Source organism: Parabacteroides sp. AM58-2XD (assembly GCF_003463685.1).
Classification (GTDB): Bacteria; Bacteroidota; Bacteroidia; order Bacteroidales; family Tannerellaceae; genus Parabacteroides; species Parabacteroides segnis.
The window spans coordinates 60,175-78,726 of record NZ_QSDP01000007.1 but is presented as its reverse complement, the minus strand read 5'-3'; the positions used below and the strand labels follow the sequence as shown (position 1 = coordinate 78,726).

The following is an 18,552-nucleotide window of genomic DNA, read 5'->3' as shown; positions in this document are numbered from 1 at the left end:
AATCTTATATGAATTATCATGAGAAGGCTAGTCTTTTTTTTAGGAAGTTTACTTTGTCATACTTTGTTAGTGGCACAGATACCCTATCAGCAAAGAGTCATTAAACCGGAGCCACGTCCGTGGGGCCCTTATCTGTGGCCTCATGAAACGCCAGAGACTCCTCCTGTCAGTCAATCCTCTGATTTGGCGGCAGCAGAATTTATGGGGCGGTCCGTAAGTTATACGGCAGCGGATACCTGGTATCCTTCATGGGCTTCGAACGATACGTTGTATTCGCCTTTTACAGATGGTACGTGGGGAATATGGAAGCTGGTCTTTTCTGCGACAGGGCCGAAGGCTATGACCGGTCAGGCTAAAATCGTAGGGAATGACCCGTTAAATTTGAAAGTGATCCCATTGGGAGCCACGACCGGTTCGGCGGCTCCTTATGGCGGACGCTATCCGTGTGGCAGTTTGGTACACAATGGCGTTTGGTATTATGGAACTTATTGCCTGGATGGATACCCTAGCGGATATAACTGGGGTACTTTAGGCCCGTTTGTCGGTTTCCGGATCTCTAAAGATTACGGACTGACATGGGAAGATACTCCTCATACCCCTCTATCTCCTTTATTCGGTGAAACGGCTAAAGACAGTGGTTGTGTGAAAATAGGCGCTCCTCATTTTGTCGATTTTGGAAAGAATATGGAACATTCGCCGGATGGTAAAGCTTATTTGGTGGCACACGGGTCGGTTGCCGAAGATCCGCAGCCTCGTCCTGCAAATAATAGTTGGATTAGCGGTGATCAGATTTATCTGCTTCGGGTAACTCCTACAATCGAGAATATAAATGATCGGTCTAAATATGAGTATTTTGCGGGGTATAACCGTAATGGTAAAGCTGTCTGGAGCAAGGACTTTAAAAAGATTAAACCTGTTTTTGAATGGAATAATCATTGCGGATGCGTTACAATGACTTATTTCCCTCATTTGAAAAAATATATCATGTGCATAACAGACGGCTGGCCTACCATAAAGTATATGAATACTTATTTTTTGGAGTCAGACCATGTTGAGGGACCCTGGAAGATGGTTACTTATATGAAGAATTTTGGTGAACAGGCTTATTTTGTCAATATCCCGTCCAAATTTATCGACAAGGACAAAAACTCTTTCTGGCTTTGTTATTCAGGTAATTTTGCAGCATTTCAGGAATTAAAGATAAATCCTCCCGGCGGTCGCTATGCGATGGTTTTGCAAGAGATGCGTTTCCTGGATAAGAAACAGTTGGCTGCTTATCCTTTTGCAGAGAATAAAAAGAAACTGGACATTGAAAAAGCAGAATGGGATAAACGAAACCCATTGACTTCGAAAGAAAATTTAGCACTTCAGGCTAAGGTATCGGTTTCTTCTTTAGCGGAAGGTTATAGTGAAAAAGGTGTGAACGACGGGATTGTAGACGGATTCCCCGGACATCCGGAAAACGAATGGGCTTCTAACCAAACTGTAAATTCCTGGGTACGTTTAACGTGGGATAAAAAAGTAACAGTAGGGAAAATATGGTTGTTTGACAGGCCTTACCAATACGAGCAGATATTGTCTTGCGGTCTGAAAATGAGCGACGGTACGATAATCGAATTGGGAGCTTTGTCGAATGTCGAAGGTGAGGGGTTGGAAATTACATTTGAACCTAAAGAGGTGGAATGGATTGAGTTTGTCGTGCTCGGTGTCGGTAATTCAACGAATAGCGGTTTGTCTGAATTTGCTGTATTTAATAAATGAGTATTATGACCTGCTGTCAGATCGTTCTTTTGTTAATTAGAGTTATAAAAGAGGACACTCTTTTCTTATCTATTAGGAAATAATATATATTTGAACCGGTTAAATAAATCGTATATTCATGAAAGCATCTATAAAAGATATCGCATTGGCTTTGAATCTTTCTAAAGCTACAGTTTCTTGGATCTTGTCGGGGCAAGGAGAAACAAAGGGGTTTAGTCAGGCGACTATCAAGCGTGTGAAAGAATATGCGGATTCGGTCAATTACCGTCCTAATTTGTTGGCTCGTAGTTTGTCGTTGGGTACTTCCAATACGATCGGGTTGATTATCCCGTTTATCGGGGATACTTTTTATGCTCAGTTGGTACAAGCCATTGAACAGGAGGCTGTCCGTAATAAATATGTATTGATAGTCTGTAGTTCGGAGGGAGATGGGGAGAAAGAGTTTGAACTGATTAAAATACTTCGATCCAAGCAGGTGGACGGAATTATTATTGCACCAACCAAGATATCAAGAAAAGGTATAAATCTGTTGATGAAAGATTCGTTGCCGTTCGTATTGATTGATCGTTATTATCCGAACCTGCCTGTAAACTATGTGATTGTAAACAATAGCCAGTGTTGCTATGACCTGGTATCTCACTTGATTAAAAAAGGATCCCGGAAGATTGCTTTGCTAACGACCGATGTACATTTGTATGTGATGAAACAGCGTATAGAAGGGTATCGGAAAGCTATAACGGATGCTGGGTTTCAAGCAGAAATAGCATTGGAAGTTTTTGTGGACCGGCAAAGTATATGACGGATATAATTGATAAACTGGATTGCCTTTTTGAAGAGGTACAGGATGTAGACGGATTTTTCTTTTCTACGCATTATCTGGCTTTGGAAGCCATACGCTATTTCGTAAATCATAAAATTGATTATCAGAGTCGCTTTCATATGGGATGTTTTCATGAAACGATTGCATTGAACATCTTGGCTCCCGATATGAGCATTACGTTAATGCCTATTCAAGAAATGGGAATACAGGCTGTTCAAATCCTTTTGGAGAATATCGGAAATAATGATTTTACCCCAAAAGGAGTAGTTGTCGATAATCTGTTTATACCATAATATAATTTTCTCTTTCTTTTGAACCGGTTAAATAAAACGAATGGCTATAGTAAGAAAGGTGTGAATGGCGGAATTGTAGTTGGATTCTAATAAATGAACATTATGAGAAATATTTTTATCACAGTAGCATTACTTTATTTTTTTTCGAATACTCTGTTTGCCGGGAATAATCCGTTTCCGGAAGAAAGTATTGACTGTAAAGTATCCCGGCATTATAAATATCGGGAGGATAAACTTGCAGGGCGCGAAGTCTTTGTGACCTATAACGGAATAAGGCCGTTGAAAAATGCCTGTATTGAAATCGTGGCAGGAAATAAAAAGGAACAGACACGGTTGGCTGCCGGTACATGTGATTCTATCCCGGTTTTATTGCCGCCTGATATTGGCGTGTCGAAAGACGATACAATACAGGTAAATCTGGTTTTAGGTAAAAAGATTCTTCTCTCAAAGCAACTGGTTGTACCTTATGCACGACAATGGACTGTCTATATTTATCCCCATTCACATGTTGACATTGGTTATACGAATACTCAGGCCAATGTGGAACTTATCCATAAACGTAATCTGGAATATGCCATCGAATTGGCGGAAAAGACAAAAGATTATCCGGATGGAGCACGTTTTGTATGGAATCCGGAAGTAACGTGGCCTGTTGAAAGATATCTGAAAACTGAGCCAAAAGATAAATGTGACAAATTGCTCCGGGCTATAAAGAACGGACAGATAGCTATTGATGCCGGTTATGTCAGTACCAATACAAGTTCGGCCAATGATGAGGAATTATTCGAATTGTTTAATTACGGAAAGAAGTTGGAGAAACTGACCGGTAAGAAAGTGGAGACAATGGTCCAGGTGGATATTCCCGGTGTTTCCTGGGGCATAGTACCGGTAGCAGCGCAGTTGGAAATCCCTTATTGTATGGCACTTTTCAATGGAACGGACCGGGTAGGACTTGCTCCGGAGATCAGCTTTAAACCTTTTTGGTGGGAAGGACCGGATGGAAAATCGAGAGTCCTGTTCCTTCAACCGGGTGCCTATACTCCCGGAGCTCACAACAAAGGTTATATGTTTTGGCCGAAGATGGCCGGACAGACCGATCCGGACAAACTGCTGCGGATAGTCAAGACCGACAATCCGAGGGCTAATTTTATCGATCCGTATCTCGACCAGATGTTGCCTAAACTGGAAAAGGCTGATTACTATCCGTATGATATATTTCCCATGACATGGTGTATGGCCGATAATACGCCGATTGATTTTGATTTGCCGGAGGCTGTTAAAAGTTGGAATGAGGAGTTTGCGTATCCTCGTTTAAAGATTTGTACAGCAACGGAGATAATGAGTGCCTCGACCATAAATACGGTGATCAGCTTCCCGTCTTGAAAGGTGACTTTACGGAATACTGGACTGACGGACTGGGGTCGCAGGCAGCATTTACCGGCCGTCACCGGGAGGTAAAAGAGAATTTGGTACAGACGGAAACGCTCTGGAGTATGTTGAAACCGGACCAACCGGCTCCGCGTGCAGCCTTTGAAGAGGCATGGCGGAACATTATATTGGGAACTGAACATACCTGGCTTATATGAATCCATCCCAGCAACCGATATGCGATATCATACTGAATGTCAAGTTAGACTATTTCCGCAATTCGGATAAGATGCAGAAAGAATTATTTGCCCGAACCATAGCTGGTATTACCGAAGAGTCGGAAACTATCAGTTTGTTTAATACTTCTTCATGGAAACGCAGTGAAGTGGTTCGGTTACCTCTGGATATAAGCAAGAATTACACTTCTGTAATAGATGCAGAGACCGGTAAGACTGTCCTGAGCCAACGTCTTTCCACAGGTGAACTGGCCTTTTGGGCTGAAAATGTCAAGGCGCTAGGTACAAAGAAGTACAGGTTGTCAACAAAACCAGCCGGGAAACAAACTGTTCCGGCTATAAAGGATTATATTTTGGATAACGGTATTGTACAAGTAAAAATAAGTCCTGAAACGGGAGATGTCGTCAGTCTGGTTTATGAAGGAGAAGAATTTGTCGATGGTAAATCCATGTGTGCTCTGAACAGTTACCGTTATTTGCATGGAAACGATGAAGGAAGCCGGGCAACGAGAGCCTACGATGTAGGGATTCGTGTCAAAGAAAACGGCCCGCTTATCAATTCTTTACTTGTAGAATCGAAAGCGGAAGGATGTAACAGATTGACTCGTGAGGTCTCGGTCATAGCCGGTCAGTCGTATGTATCTTTTCATAACATACTTGACAAGATTGCGACGACCGATAAAGAAGGAGTCCATTTCGGTTTTGCTTTCGATCTCGAGCAACCGGTGATTCATGCAGATTTACCTTGGGGAATCATGGAAATAGAAAAGGATCAGCTGGCAGTCGGAAACAGGAATTGGTTGGCTTTCCAGCGTTGGTTGAATCTGTCGGACAAGGAGAAGAATGTAACTTGGTGTGCACTCAATGCCTGTACTTTTGAAGTCGGAGAGATGAGTGCCAATATACTGGGAGGTGCATTCAGGTCACCTGAATGGATACGTAAAATAAAACCTTCTGCAACAATCTATTCATGGGCTTTAAACAATCATTGGCATACGAATTTTGCCTTGTCGCAGGAGGGAACGATTCGGTTTGACTATCGTGTTCAACCGGCAAAAGGTGCTTATAATGCAGCCGAAGCGAACCGATTCGGAATGGAACAGATTCGGCCTATGATTGCGGTGCCGGTGGAACAACAATATGAATATTCACCGAATATGAAATTAACAGGAGACGAATCCGTGGTTGTTTCTATGATAAAAACAATCGATGAGGGGCAGTCTCAGATCGTACGTTTGCGTTCTGTATCCGATAAAGAACAGGAAGTTTCTTTAACTTGGAATACTAAAATTCCCCGGCGGATATCTCTATGTAAATCAGGAGAAGAACCGGATAAGGAACAGGTTACGGATGGAAAAATCGTAGTTCCGGCGATGGGATTTACTACGGTTAGACTGGAATGGTAGAATATGTAATATAGATTAATTCCATGAAAACACAAGAAAATAAGAGTAAGGTATATCAACTGATACCTGTTTTGTTTGCCTTTTTTGTTATGGGCTTTGTGGACGTAGTAGGCATTTCCACAAGCTATGTGAAAAACGACTTTACTTTAAGCGATACGCTGGCAAACCTGTTACCGATGATGGTTTTTCTGTGGTTTGCCGTTTGTTCGTTACCGACCGGATTACTGATGGGGCGTATCGGACGGAAGAAAACGGTACTTCTCAGTTCGTTGGTGACATGTGTGGCCATGCTTATTCCATTAATATATTATTCTTTTCCGACGGTCTTGCTGGCTTTTGCTTTGCTGGGTATAGGAAATACGATTTTGCAGGTATCGTTGAATCCGTTGTTGCTGGATGTTGTTTCGAAAGAGAAAGTGACCAGTATGCTGACGTTGGGGCAATTTATTAAAGCAATCTCTTCCACCTTGGGACCGGTTATCGCCGGTGTGGCTGCCGGGGTCTGGGGAAATTGGCATTTGATATTTCCTATCTATGCCTTTATCACATTACTTTCATGGCTCTGGTTGGTATTTACTCCTATTCGTGAAGTGGAAGGAGAGGTGACAAAACAGAAGGGGCGTGATGTGCTGGCGTTATTCAAAAAGGGCCGGTTGATGATTGCTTTTTCTGTGATTTTATTGATTGTAGGCTTTGAAATCAGTCTGATGACGGCTGTACCTAAATATTTTTTGGAGAGATGTGAACTGCCGATCGAGCAGGGAGGGCTAGGATGTAGTTTGTATTTCTCGGCCCGTACGTTAGGAACGTTTTTAGGAGCGATCATTTTAGCCCGTTACTCGTCCCGGCGTTTTCTGATAGGAAATATGGTGGCAGCGGTACTCGTCTTCCTGTTGTTTATGGCTACAACCAGTATGACGGTTCTGCTGGTAGCCCTTTTTCTTATCGGGCTCTTTTGTGCCAATGTTTTCCCCATTATATTTTCCTCGGCTATTCAGTCTGATCCCTCTAAAGCCAATGAGATATCAGCCTTGATGATAATGGGAGTAGCCGGAGGTGCTATTCTTCCGATGGTTATGGGGATTCTGGCCGATGCAACCAATCAGTGGATCAGCTTGTTCGTACCGCTTTTGGCCCTGATCTATATCATGTTGGTTTCTGTAAAAATGAAATATTAATATATAATGATTGAACGATTATGAAAGAAATGACATCTTTACAGCGTTGTATGGCTGTTCTGAATGGGGAAGTACCTGATATGCTTCCTGTGATACCTCAAAGTTTTATGTATGCTGTCGAAACAGCCGGGTTGAAAATCAGCGATGTGAATAAGGACGGACGAAAGATGGCCCAGGCGCATATTTTGTCTCAGGAAAAATATGGATACGATGGGTGTGTGATCGATTTCGATGATGCGTCGATTGCAGAAGCGATCGGAGCCAAGGTCATATTCAGGGAAGATGAGCCGGCTACGGTCGATGAAGAACAACCCGTATTGAAGGATTTGCGTGATATTTATGAGTTACCTCTGCCGGATCCGCAGAAATCGGGACGTTTATGTGAATGGCTGGAAGCTACCCGTACTCTGGTCGATGCTATCGGCGATCATGTTTTTATTATGGGACGTGCCGACCAGGGACCTTTCAGTATTGCTTGCCTGCTGAGGGGTACGACTCAGTTTATGATGGATTTGTTGTCGGAAGATCCTCAAGTAATAGCGGATGTGATCGAGTATTGCCGTCAGGCAAGTGTCCTTTTTGCTAAAGCGCAGAAAGATGCCGGAGCCCACGCTACGTCTATCGGTGATGCTCTGGCCGGTCCGAATTTGATCTCACCGGATATGTATCGCCAGTTTGCTTTGGAACCGGAAAAGAAAATGACGGAAGAAGTCCAGGCCTACGGAATACCTCTTTCCCTGCATATTTGCGGTAATACAAATGCTATTATCGGGGATATGGGAACAACGGGGGCACGGATTCTGGAAGTCGATTGGAAACTCGACATGGAAGAAGCGCGAAGACTGGTTCCGATGGACACGATCCTGATGGGAAATGTAGATCCCAGTTTCCCGCTGGTACACGGTACGCCGGCCGAAGTGGATGCGGCAGTGAAAAAACTGGTGGAAGCAACCCGTGGCAGAAGCCATATCATCAGTTCGGGTTGTGCCATGGGGCGGAATACTCCTCCGGAGAATTTCAAGGCCTTTATTGCTGCTGCCCGTAAATACGGTTCTTATGAGGAGATTATGCGTTTACAGAATCAATAGGGGAAGAGATGATAGAAACATATTATCACGATAAGGAAGGATATAATCCGTTTCTTATCAGGGAAGGATGGCAGGTTGCCCAATTGAATCATGTGGCAAAACACGGTTTGGCAGATATCGACCAGATCGAAGTTCACCGGGCTACGGATGAAGTCTTTATTCTGTTTAAAGGGGAGGCTGTATTGATAGCGGCAAAACCTGACGATAAAGATGTTCATTTTGAATGTGTAAAAATGAAGCCGGGAGTCACTTATAATATCCCGGCAGGAACCTGGCACAATATCGCTATGGATCCGGAGGTTGAAATCATTATTGTTGAAAAATCGGATACCCATAAACAGGATTGTGCCTATTTGGATTTGACTCCTTTGCAAAGGAATCGTTTGTATGCAATAATTGAAGACGTATTAAAGTAACCACGATGAAAAAAGGAATTGTACTCACTGTTTTATGTGTCTTGTCGTCCTTATCTGTTAAGGCGCAAGTACTGAACGATACTTATTCATGTGACAATGAATCATATGGACTTTTGAAGAATTTGTCGGATTCGCCGTTAAGCCGGGGGAATATCTATGTGTTCACCACGACGCATCAGGACCTGGCGTGGCTGAACCATCTCGATGCCTGTATAGCAGACCGGGATACGCTTTGGCTTACTCCGTTTCTGAAACGTCTGGCCGATGATCCCAATTTCAGGATGGATATAGAGCAAACATCTATTCTGAAAGAATATATTCATCGTCATCCGGAGACACAGCCCTTGTTTGCTAAATATATGAAGGAAGGACGTATCTGTGTGGGAGGTACTTTTATTCAGCCTTATGAAGAAATGTATTCGGGAGAATCATTGGCCCGGCAGTTTTACCTTGGAAGTCGTTGGTTGAAAAAGAATTTTGACGGTTATGCTCCGTTGTCCTATTTTAATGTAGATGTACCGGGGCGCACATTACAAATGCCGCAGATAATGAAGAAGGCTGGCATCGACAACCTGATTATCAGTCGTCACGAAAGAGGGTTGTTCTACTGGCAATCACCCGACGGTTCGAAAGTCAGGACATATACGCCGGGACATTATATCTATTTTTACAATGTATTGGGAAAAGAAGATACAGCGGCTATTAAAGAAATCGGTAAGGAATCCATCTTATGGTATACTAAATATAACGATGTGAAAAAGGTGCCGACCGTGATGCCGGCCATGCTCAACTATGAGCTTTCATGGAGTAAGAAGCCGGTTGAAAATTGTCCTGTATTGATGGATAAATGGAATCGGATTCGTTATATAAGAAATGAAGAAACCGGTAAAAAGACAAAAGTATCTTTGCCTTCATTTAAATATGCAACGGCGGACGATTTCTTCAAGACGTTGGATCATTCTACCTCTGCGTTGCCGGTTGTTCAGGGAGAGCGTCCGAATGTCTGGTTATATATTCATGGGCCTTCGCATGAGAAAGCGTTGACTGCCAGCCGTGCCGGTGATGTCTTATTGCCCGATGCAGAGAAAATGTCATCTTATTCGGCGATGGTTCGCGGTTCGTTTGAACGGTATCCGTCCCGGGAATTGGAGGAAGCCTGGGAGGCTAAAATCTATCCGGATCATGGATGGGGTGGCAACGGAGGAATCATGACGGACAATACTTTTCTCCGAAAATATGAATTCGCTTTGTCACGGGCTGAACAGATCGTAGACCAGCAAGCTTTTTACCTGGCCTCTTCTGTGAAGACTTCTAATGAAAAAGGGAATCCGATCGTTGTCTTTAATAATTTGTCTTTCGGCAGAACTGCTCCCGTGCAGGTCGATGTTGCTTTTCAGCCGGGATATGCCCAGCATTTGCAGCTGAAGGATAGCCACGGGAAAAATATAGCATCTCAATTGTCAGATGTTTGCTATTATGGCGATGGTTCCATCGAGAAGGCCCGTCTTTCCTTTACTGCCGCTGATATGCCCTCAATGGGATTGAAAACCTATTATCTGAATCCGGCGGGAATGGAAAAACTGACGGAAGCACGGAAAACGACCTTGGTGGAGAATTCCTATTATTCAATCGAGCTGGTAGATGGCGGTATCCGGCAGATTTACGACAAAGCAACCGGATGTCCTTTATTGAATACGGAGAAATTTTTAGGTGGTGAAGTGATAACCATGCATTCTTATGGCAACGGAGCCGGTGAGTTCGATGCCGTACAACAGCCGGATATGGAAGGATTCGATAAGACATCCAACCATGCCGTTGCCTGGGAACTGGTAGAGAATGGTCCGGTTTTTACCTCTTACAAGATGCGTACCCCGATCCGTAATGCCGTGATTGAACAGACCTTACGGGTTTATCATCAGGTTAAGAAGATTGATATGGATGTCGATCTGTTGAACTGGGAGGGTGTCATGTTTCGTGAATATCGTTTGATGTGGCCTGTCGCTTTCAAACAATCGGCCGTTTCTTACGAAGTACCTTTCGGTGCGTTGACTGTCGGAAAAGACGAGTTACCGGGAGCTGCCGGCGAACGCTATTATGTGGAAAACAGCAAACAGCATCCGCGTGGTATCGGCAACTGGTTAAGTGTTACGGGAGAAAACTGTGCGCTAACTTTATCTTCTTCCGTGGCTGTTGCCGATTACATCGATCCGACTAACGATCCGGTCGACTATCCGGTTTTGCAACCGATCTTATTGGCTTCCCGAAGAAGTTGCCATGATAAGGGAAATGATTTTTTCCAACCGGGAGACCATTCTTATCATTCTCGTTAACTTCGCATCCGGCAGGCGATAAGGCCAGGGAAGAATTCGGAGTTTCAGCCAATACCCCTCTGGTCGCCGTTTACAATCCGGAGCGTTTCCAAAAGGCTTCTTTGCCTGAAGAATATTCTTTCGTATCCGTAAACAATCCGAATGTGAAAATTACGGCATTGAAAAAATGTGAGGATGACAATAGCCTGATTATTCGTATGTATAACAGTTCGGGCAACGAAGAAAAAGTCGGTTTACAAATGGCTGTACAACCCAAGGCTGTAATCCATACAAATTTGATTGAAGAAGAGTTGGAACCGGTTCAAGAGATTGTTTTAGGAAAATATGCAATAGAAACTTATAAGGTGAAATTCTGATTGATGAAATAGCAGTCATACAGTTTGCTTTACAGATTCTATCAATGTAGTAGTAGTCGAACCTTAAAAATGTAAAAAAAGACTGTTGTATATAAATCTTACCGGAGTGGTAGGTGTATTTATTATATAATGGTAAATTTTACATCGGTAGGTTGTTAGTCGATAAAGGTAATTTGTAAAATGGCGATTAAAGTAATAATCAGGTTTGATATGAATCTATACAAGTGTGTTTTTATATGTATTAGTTTTTTTGTGTTGTTTGGGTTTTCCCAGGCATTATCAGCTGTACCTTCTTCCCGGAAGGTACAGACTGATTGTTTAAAGTTGTGGTACACAAAACCGGCTACAGACTGGATGACTGAAGCCTTGCCGATAGGGAACGGTCGTATAGGCGCAATGATTTTCGGAGGAATTGAACAAGACACAATACAGTTTAACGATAAAACATTGTGGACGGGAAGTACGGTATCGAGGGGGGCATTCCAGAATTTCGGAAATATACGGATTGACTTCGGAACACAGGGACCGGTCACTTCCTATCAGAGGTCTCTGGATATAGAAGAGGCAATCGCTTCGGTCGGTTATCAACAGGAGGGAGTATCTTATAAAAGAGAATATCTGTCCAGCTTTCCGGATGATGTGATCGTTATCCGTTTATCGGCAGATAAGAAAGGGAAAACCAACTTCTCTTTATCATTAGAGGGTACCCATCCGGATGAAATCAAGGTTGTAGAAGGACGGGAGATCAGCCTATCAGGCAAACTTACTTTATTATCCTATGCTGCCCGTTTGCATGTACAAAACGAAGGAGGTTCGCTGACTGTACAAAACGGAAAGCTCCAGGTTGAAAACGCTGATGCTGCAACAATCGTGTTGGGGATGGGAACAAATTTCTCAGCGACCAATTCCTCTTATATCATGAAGGGAGATTCGTGGAAGAAAGCCGTAGACGCTACGGTTTCCAGGGCATCGGGAAAGAGTTACAAAGAAATAAGAAAAGCGCATGTCGCTGACTATCAAGAATTGTTCGGCCGGGTTCAGTTAAAGTTAGGGGAAAAGAAGTCCAATGTGCCGACCGATGAGTTGTTTGCCGATTATATGAAAGGTACATACCATCCTGTTGCCGATGTCTTATTTTTTCAATACGGGCGTTATCTGATGATTGCTTCATCACGTGACGGATTGGATGTACCGTCAAACCTGCAAGGGCTATGGAATAATAGTAATACACCGCCTTGGGAAGGAGACATCCATTCGAATATCAATGTGCAGATGAATTACTGGCCGGCGGAGGTCACCAACCTGGCAGAGTGCCATTTGCCTTTTATCAATTATGTCTATAACGAATCGCAGACGAATGAATCGTGGAAAAAGATGGCACGCGAACAGAATTGTAAAGGCTGGACAATGCGTACGCAGAATAATATTTTCGGTTATTCCGACTGGAATTGGAACCGTCCGGCAAATGCTTGGTATTGCATGCATATCTGGGAAAAGTATTTATACGATCCGCGTAAAGATTATTTGGAGAACATGGCATATCCTGTCATGAAATCGGCCTGTGAGTTTTGGATGGACAGGCTGGTGCTCGATAAACAGGACTGTTGGGTTGCTCCCGATGAATGGTCGCCGGAGCACGGACCTTGGGAAGATGGAGTGGCTTATGCACAGCAATTGATAGCCGATCTGTTTGAGAACACGATTGAAGCTGGTAAGCTGATCGGCACGGACAATGTTTTCATAAAGGAATTGGAAGAAAAATATAACCGCCTGGATAAAGGGCTCGCTATCGGTAGCTGGGGGCAATTGAAAGAATGGAAATATACAGAAGATGATCCGCAGGATACGCACCGCCACTTATCCCATTTGATCGCTTTGTATCCGGGGGATGCCGTTTCTCCATTGACGATGCCGGAGTATGCGAAAGCCATCGAGAAGAGTCTGGATGCCCGTGCCGATGTAGGAATGGGATGGAGTCTGACCTGGAAGATCGCATTAAGAGCCAGGTTGTTTGACGGGGAACGGGCGCACTCGCTGTTGAAAAAGGCGATGGTGCTGGCGGATGGTTCGCTGGGTAGATTTGGTGTTTATCCGAATTTATTGAATGCCTTGCCTTATCAGATAGATGGCAATTTCGGCGCGACAGCCGGAGTGGCGGAGATGCTGATTCAGAGCCACCGGAATGAACTCCATCTGTTGCCGGCCGTTCCTTCCGTATGGGCGGATGGCGAAGTGCGCGGTTTACGGGGCAGGGGAGGCTTTGAAGTAGACATGGTTTGGCGGGATAAGAAGCTGGCTTCCGCACAAGTTAAGGCTTCGGGAGATCGCGAGTGCACGCTTCGTACCGATGTCCCTTTGAAAGTTGTAAATGCCGGATACAGTTGTGAGAAAGACGGGCACGGGTATTATCTGACCACCTTTCATACAAAGAAAAACAAAACATATAAAATCATATCTGACAGATAATAAAATCTTATATCCAATGAAACTGAAAATAACTCTTCTTTTATTAGGTTGTAACTTCTTGCTGTATTCACAAAACAATATACTGGATACGATGCTGCCGGAGGACACGTCCTTTTTTGCCGGAAAAAAAGAATTGCTTACGGCGACATGGCATGAGCCGTTCAGCTACAGCAGCATAAAAAGCAATCAGGCGCCCTTGGCCCTTATATGGGAAATGGAGACGTAGGAGTTGTAGCATTTACATCGGATAATAGTCAAACATTAAAAATATCGAAAGTCGATTTTGTTACGGATGGTTGGACTGACTGGGCTGGTAGCGGGCCTGCCGCTTTACCCGTTGGAGGGGTGACTGTCACAGTCAATTCTCCGGTTTGTTCGGGTTTTACCACGGTCAACCATCCTGATCCGTCCGCATTTTGTTACCAGATGGATCAGTTGAACAGTGAATTGCGCATGACAACTGCCACCGCCCAACAGGTGAAGATGACCAGTTGGATGAGTATGGAGGAAAATGTGATCATAACCGAACTGACAAACCCTTCGAATACACCGGTCAGCATCTCGGTGGATACGTATGCCGACAGCCGGTCGGCAGCTTATGCCACAACGGCCGACGTGGAGGGGACGGTCGCCCGGGTGTCGCGTCAGACAAAGACGGAAAAGGTCAGATGGATTTCCCAGGCCGGTATATCCACCCGGATTGTGGGGACGGGAGTTGCCAAGCCGGAACGCCTTTCCGGGGCGATGATCCGCACGACTTTCCAATTGGCGGCATCCGATACAGTGTTTGTTGCCACGTATGTGTCCGGAGGTGGAAAAGGAAATGATCCGCAATTGTCCGCAGCAACCCGGCGGCTGTCCGGACTCGATAAAACAAGCATCGCCCGGTTGAAGGACGATAAAACCGCCTGGTGGAAAGATATGTGGACCCGTTCGTATGTAGAAACAAATGATGAGTTATTGAACCGCCATTATTTATCGTCCATTTACTTATTGGCTTCTGCTATAACGAACATTCGCCTGTGTCCGGAGGTATGTACGGCGTGTGGAATATGGATGATAAAATGATGTATCATGGTGATATTCACCTGAACTATAACAGTCAGGCTGGATTCTACAGCGCGTTCTCAGCCAACCGTCCGGAAATAGTATTGCCATTTTATAAGACCATTGAACTGCTTATACCCGAAGGCAAACGGCGGGCTAAAGAAGAAATGGGAGTGATGCATCCCTCATGGGAAGGAAAATCTTGCCGGGGACTGCTTTTCCCTGTCGGTGCGTTGGGCATCGGAGTCTTTTATAATTACTATTGGCAGCAAACCATGAATGCTCCCTTTAATGTCCCTCTGTTCAGTTGGTATTATGAATATACCGGTGATACGGATTTCTTGCGTGATAAGGCTTATCCTTATATCCGGCTTTGTGGTGATTTTTATGAAGATTATATGCAGAAAGAAGCGTATGGAGATTCATATCGTTATACGATCACAACCGGAGGACACGAAAATTCTTGGGATTTGAATCCGCCTTCCGATTTAGCTTTTGTAGAACAAACGTTTAGCCTGTTACTCAAATACAGTAAACTGTTAGGGATAGACAAGGACCGCCGGAAAAAGTGGAATGACATTTTATCCCATCTTCCGGAGTATAAGGTAATAATGCCCACTAAAACGCCTAATCAAGGCCTTCCGGTCTATGCGAAGAATGAAGCCGGATGGGATTGGCCCAGCCATGCCATACAGATGCATTGTGCATATCCGTGTGAAGTGCTGAATTTGCATTCTGATTCTACCGCCTTGCAGATTGCCCGGAATACATTATATTATTACCAGGTTTCGCAAAAAGGATTTACCGAGACAATGAATGAACTGGGATTGAGCGCCTTTGTGATGGGGGCACGTGTCGGGATGGATCCGGATATATTGGTCGATAACATGAAGGCTTTGATAAAAACAGCTAAACCTAATTTCCTGATCATCGACGGACATCATTGCACGGAGAAAACAACTGTTATAGAAACAGTCAACTCTATGATGCTTCAGACGGTGGAGGATGTAATGTATTTTTTCCCTTGCTGGACTAACACGCCGGCTTCGTTTACCCGGCTGAGGGCTAAAGGAGCCTTCCTCGTTTCGGCCGGTTACGACGGAACGACGGTGTCCCGGTTGGAGATATTCAGTGAGAATGGCGGACAGTGCAAATTAAGCAATCCCTGGAAAGGTAAAGATATTCGGATTACCGAAAACGGTAAGGCCATATCTGTAAAAAGACAAAATGATGTATATTCATTTAAGACAAAAAAGGGGAGTACTTATGTCATAAGATGTTCCTGATTTTACCCTGAATAAATAAAATATAATATCAGATATATGAAAAATGCGATTATCATGTGTGCCTTCTGTCTTTTGGGAGGAAGTCATGCACACGTAACGGCTCAGGCTTCCTGGCTGCCGGCAGTAAAGAATACCGGCGCCCCCGTCCGGTTGTTGGAATGCAGTTACAACGAGGCGGAGTTGAAACAGTGTAAGGAAATAACTGCGGCTTCTGCCTGGGAAGTCCGTACGGAACAGACTGCGGTGAAAGATGGTAAAACGTATACCTTCACCTTTACCGCCAAACAGGATATGAAAGATGCCGGCGTAGCAGTCGCTTTCGACCAATATGGCTGGACGAGCGATAACTACGTGATGATTCCCTCTTCCGTGTACAATGGAAACCGGCAGCGTATCGTCAACCGTGCGTATGCGACCGGACTGGATAATACCGATTACCGTCGGAAAGATCTGGCACTGACCTCTAACCCTATTCCTCAATTGTCCCCAGAATATGGTGCCGGTTCCCGCCTGGAAGTGAATATAAGTAATACGGCAACTCCGGCTATCACGATCCTGGACCGGGCAAAACAAAAGGGTATATTCCTGTTGACCGACCAGGGTATAGACTGGAATAACCAGGTGCTGGACCATGCCCTGATCGTGGAGGAAACTCCCGACAGGAGTGTGGCTTCATTTATCATCAGTGCTCCGGGGGTACGTGAACGGAAGCCTGAATTTATCGGTTTCAGCAAAAGTCCCGACCGGGGCGTACAGGTAAAGAAAGGCGATCAGATCGTTATCCGGGTAACGGAAGTGACTTTCCCTTGTAAAGATGTACCTGAACTGCTGGCCCGTTTCATGAAAGACCGTAAGTCGCATGCGGGCGGAGAAGCGCCCCGCAACCTGATGCCGATGAGTGAAGTGTTGACCCGTATGGTGAAAAATATCGATGACCGTTACTATATCGGCGACCAGTGGCAATACTATTGCCCGGAAAATGCCAATTGGATGTCGTACGGTTGGATAGGCGGCCTGATGAATACGTATCCGATGCTGGCTTTGGGTGATGCGGAACATCTGCAAAAAGTAAAGAACACATTCGATTTCGCCTTGCCGCGTGCCAAAGGGAAAAGCGGATATTATTATGATGTGCTGGGAGCAGACGGAAAGCCTTTTTCCCGGGATGCCGCCGCCAATCATCCGGGAGTCGGACTGACCCGTAAGAACGGGGATATCCTGTATTGGATGGTTAAGCAGTTTATGTTGCTGAAAGAACAGGAAAAAGCCAATGCTATCGACCCAGAATGGGAAACCAATGTACGGCTCCTGGCGGATGCCTTCGTCAATACCTGGAAGAAACATGGGACATGGGGAAATTACCTGGACGTAGAATCCGGCGATATCGCTGTTTACAATACGACCAGTGGGGCCATGGCGGTGGCCGGCCTGGCATTGGCCTCCGGCTATTATAATAATCCGGATTATCTGAAGGTCGCTTGTGAAGCGGCAAAAGATTACTATGACAGTTTCGCATTGGTCGGTTTTACTTCCGGTGGTTGCGGTGATATCCTGCAAAATGCGGATTCGGAGACGGCAGTTGCTTTGATGACTTCCTTGATGACTTTGTATGAAGTAACCGGTAAGGAACAATATCTGAAACAGTCGGCCGACCTGGCAAACCTGTGTGCCACCTGGACTGTCTCTTTCCCTTACCGCTTGCCGGAGAATACTCCCCTGGCAAAGTTGGGGGCAAACCTGACCGGAGCCGTATGGGCCAGTACACAGAATAAGCATGGCGCTCCCGGTTTCTGCACCCAGTCCGGCGATGCCCTGTTCAAATTGTATCGTTCGACCGGCGATGCCTCGTATGCCGAACTGTTGCGTGATGTCATCCATGCGCACGCCGAAGGTATCCAGCCGAATGGAAAGATTACGGAACGCCTGACCTATTGCGATGCCGACAGCCGGGGTTCACGTGGCGACGGCGGACAGACGGGTTGGAACGAGACGAACGGTGCCCTGATGGCGTTGGAAATCCCCGGTATTTATGTGCGTACCGACCTCGGTTCGTTGTACATCTTCGACCATGTGGAAGCGAAAATAGTAAAGCAAAACAACAAGCAGATGGTTCTTCAAATTACAAATCCTACCGCCTATGATGCCACCGTAACAATCTTAGCCGAGAATGCGGAACAGGCTTCCCGCCCTCTGGGTGATAACGCTTTCCTGCAATGGAAAGACAAGGTGACGGTAAAGGCCGGTAAAACGGTAAACTATAAGATAGTGTTTTGAATTTATAGGGATGCGACAAGATGAAAAGGGTTGATATTTAGCTTGCCCCGCCCTTACAGGGCGGAAAGGCAGGAACGAGTTTTCATAAACCCAGGGTTAGAACCCTGGGCTGGTTTGTTAAAGCCTTACAGGCTTACATTGACACCGTAAGGGTGGTTCACGAACCGCCCCTACCAACAACGCTACATTCAAATTTGACAATAATTGAACCCAATATGAATCCAAAC

Annotated in this window: 13 protein-coding genes and 1 pseudogene; all 14 read left to right on the top strand. The window is 44.9% G+C overall.

What is annotated here, in order from left to right; translation table 11 throughout:
- The first annotated feature begins 18 nt into the window (after positions 1-18).
- Complete coding sequence (locus DXA15_RS03055; RefSeq protein ID WP_147349090.1) at positions 19-1,761, top strand: DUF4185 domain-containing protein; 1,743 nt, start codon at positions 19-21, stop codon at positions 1,759-1,761.
- Positions 1,762-1,879: 118 nt separating this feature from the next.
- Entirely contained in the window at positions 1,880-2,560 is a 681-nt protein-coding gene (locus DXA15_RS03050; RefSeq protein WP_233566756.1) for a LacI family DNA-binding transcriptional regulator, read from the top strand.
- Positions 2,557-2,874 carry a hypothetical protein gene (locus DXA15_RS25870; protein ID WP_233566755.1) on the top strand — a complete coding sequence of 106 codons (318 nt, stop codon included), beginning with the start codon at positions 2,557-2,559 and terminating at the stop codon, positions 2,872-2,874. The genes DXA15_RS03050 and DXA15_RS25870 overlap by 4 nt, the downstream gene beginning before the upstream one ends.
- 102 nt (positions 2,875-2,976) lie before the next feature.
- On the top strand, positions 2,977-4,257 hold the full coding sequence (locus DXA15_RS03045) for a hypothetical protein (RefSeq protein WP_158579634.1): 1,281 nt from the start codon (positions 2,977-2,979) through the stop codon (positions 4,255-4,257).
- Entirely contained in the window at positions 4,194-4,460 is a 267-nt protein-coding gene (locus DXA15_RS03040) for a hypothetical protein (protein ID WP_128133084.1), read from the top strand. The genes DXA15_RS03045 and DXA15_RS03040 overlap by 64 nt, the downstream gene beginning before the upstream one ends.
- Positions 4,457-5,884, top strand: a complete 1,428-nt coding sequence (locus DXA15_RS03035; RefSeq protein WP_128133083.1) for a glycoside hydrolase family 38 C-terminal domain-containing protein — start codon at positions 4,457-4,459, stop codon at positions 5,882-5,884. The genes DXA15_RS03040 and DXA15_RS03035 overlap by 4 nt, the downstream gene beginning before the upstream one ends.
- Before the next feature lie 23 nt (positions 5,885-5,907).
- Positions 5,908-7,062 (top strand): sugar MFS transporter, encoded by a 1,155-nt coding sequence (locus DXA15_RS03030; protein ID WP_128133082.1) that lies wholly within the window; start codon positions 5,908-5,910, stop codon positions 7,060-7,062.
- A gap of 20 nt (positions 7,063-7,082) precedes the next feature.
- Positions 7,083-8,150 (top strand): uroporphyrinogen decarboxylase family protein, encoded by a 1,068-nt coding sequence (locus DXA15_RS03025; RefSeq protein WP_128133081.1) that lies wholly within the window; start codon positions 7,083-7,085, stop codon positions 8,148-8,150.
- Between the two features lie 8 nt (positions 8,151-8,158).
- The gene (locus DXA15_RS03020) at positions 8,159-8,566 is read left to right on the top strand and encodes a hypothetical protein (protein WP_028729562.1); all 408 of its coding nucleotides are present in this window, start codon (positions 8,159-8,161) and stop codon (positions 8,564-8,566) included.
- A gap of 5 nt (positions 8,567-8,571) precedes the next feature.
- A complete protein-coding gene (locus tag DXA15_RS03015; protein WP_233566754.1) occupies positions 8,572-10,896 on the top strand; it encodes a glycoside hydrolase family 38 C-terminal domain-containing protein in 2,325 nt (774 codons plus the stop codon).
- Between the two features lie 101 nt (positions 10,897-10,997).
- The gene (locus DXA15_RS25865; RefSeq protein ID WP_233566753.1) at positions 10,998-11,252 is read left to right on the top strand and encodes a glycosyl hydrolase-related protein; all 255 of its coding nucleotides are present in this window, start codon (positions 10,998-11,000) and stop codon (positions 11,250-11,252) included.
- A gap of 324 nt (positions 11,253-11,576) precedes the next feature.
- Positions 11,577-13,718, top strand: a complete 2,142-nt coding sequence (locus DXA15_RS03010) for a glycoside hydrolase N-terminal domain-containing protein (RefSeq protein WP_233566752.1) — start codon at positions 11,577-11,579, stop codon at positions 13,716-13,718.
- 16 nt (positions 13,719-13,734) lie between these two features.
- Positions 13,735-16,051: pseudogene (locus DXA15_RS27865) on the top strand (glycoside hydrolase family 95-like protein).
- 36 nt (positions 16,052-16,087) lie between these two features.
- A complete protein-coding gene (locus DXA15_RS03000; RefSeq protein WP_128133079.1) occupies positions 16,088-18,325 on the top strand; it encodes a hypothetical protein in 2,238 nt (745 codons plus the stop codon).
- Positions 18,326-18,552: the final 227 nt, after the last annotated feature.

Excerpts from the sequence above, each read along its gene's own strand:
- DXA15_RS03055 (WP_147349090.1), top strand. The coding sequence starts at position 19 with ATGAGAAGGCTAGTCTTTTTTTTAGGAAGTTTACTTTGTCATACTTTG.
- DXA15_RS03035 (WP_128133083.1), top strand. The coding sequence starts at position 4,457 with ATGAATCCATCCCAGCAACCGATATGCGATATCATACTGAATGTCAAG.
- DXA15_RS03030 (WP_128133082.1), top strand. The coding sequence starts at position 5,908 with ATGAAAACACAAGAAAATAAGAGTAAGGTATATCAACTGATACCTGTT.
- DXA15_RS03045 (WP_158579634.1), top strand. The coding sequence starts at position 2,977 with ATGAGAAATATTTTTATCACAGTAGCATTACTTTATTTTTTTTCGAAT.
- DXA15_RS03020 (WP_028729562.1), top strand. The coding sequence starts at position 8,159 with ATGATAGAAACATATTATCACGATAAGGAAGGATATAATCCGTTTCTT.
- DXA15_RS25870 (WP_233566755.1), top strand. The coding sequence starts at position 2,557 with ATGACGGATATAATTGATAAACTGGATTGCCTTTTTGAAGAGGTACAG.
- DXA15_RS03050 (WP_233566756.1), top strand. The coding sequence starts at position 1,880 with ATGAAAGCATCTATAAAAGATATCGCATTGGCTTTGAATCTTTCTAAA.
- DXA15_RS03015 (WP_233566754.1), top strand. The coding sequence starts at position 8,572 with ATGAAAAAAGGAATTGTACTCACTGTTTTATGTGTCTTGTCGTCCTTA.
- DXA15_RS03000 (WP_128133079.1), top strand. The coding sequence starts at position 16,088 with ATGAAAAATGCGATTATCATGTGTGCCTTCTGTCTTTTGGGAGGAAGT.
- DXA15_RS03025 (WP_128133081.1), top strand. The coding sequence starts at position 7,083 with ATGAAAGAAATGACATCTTTACAGCGTTGTATGGCTGTTCTGAATGGG.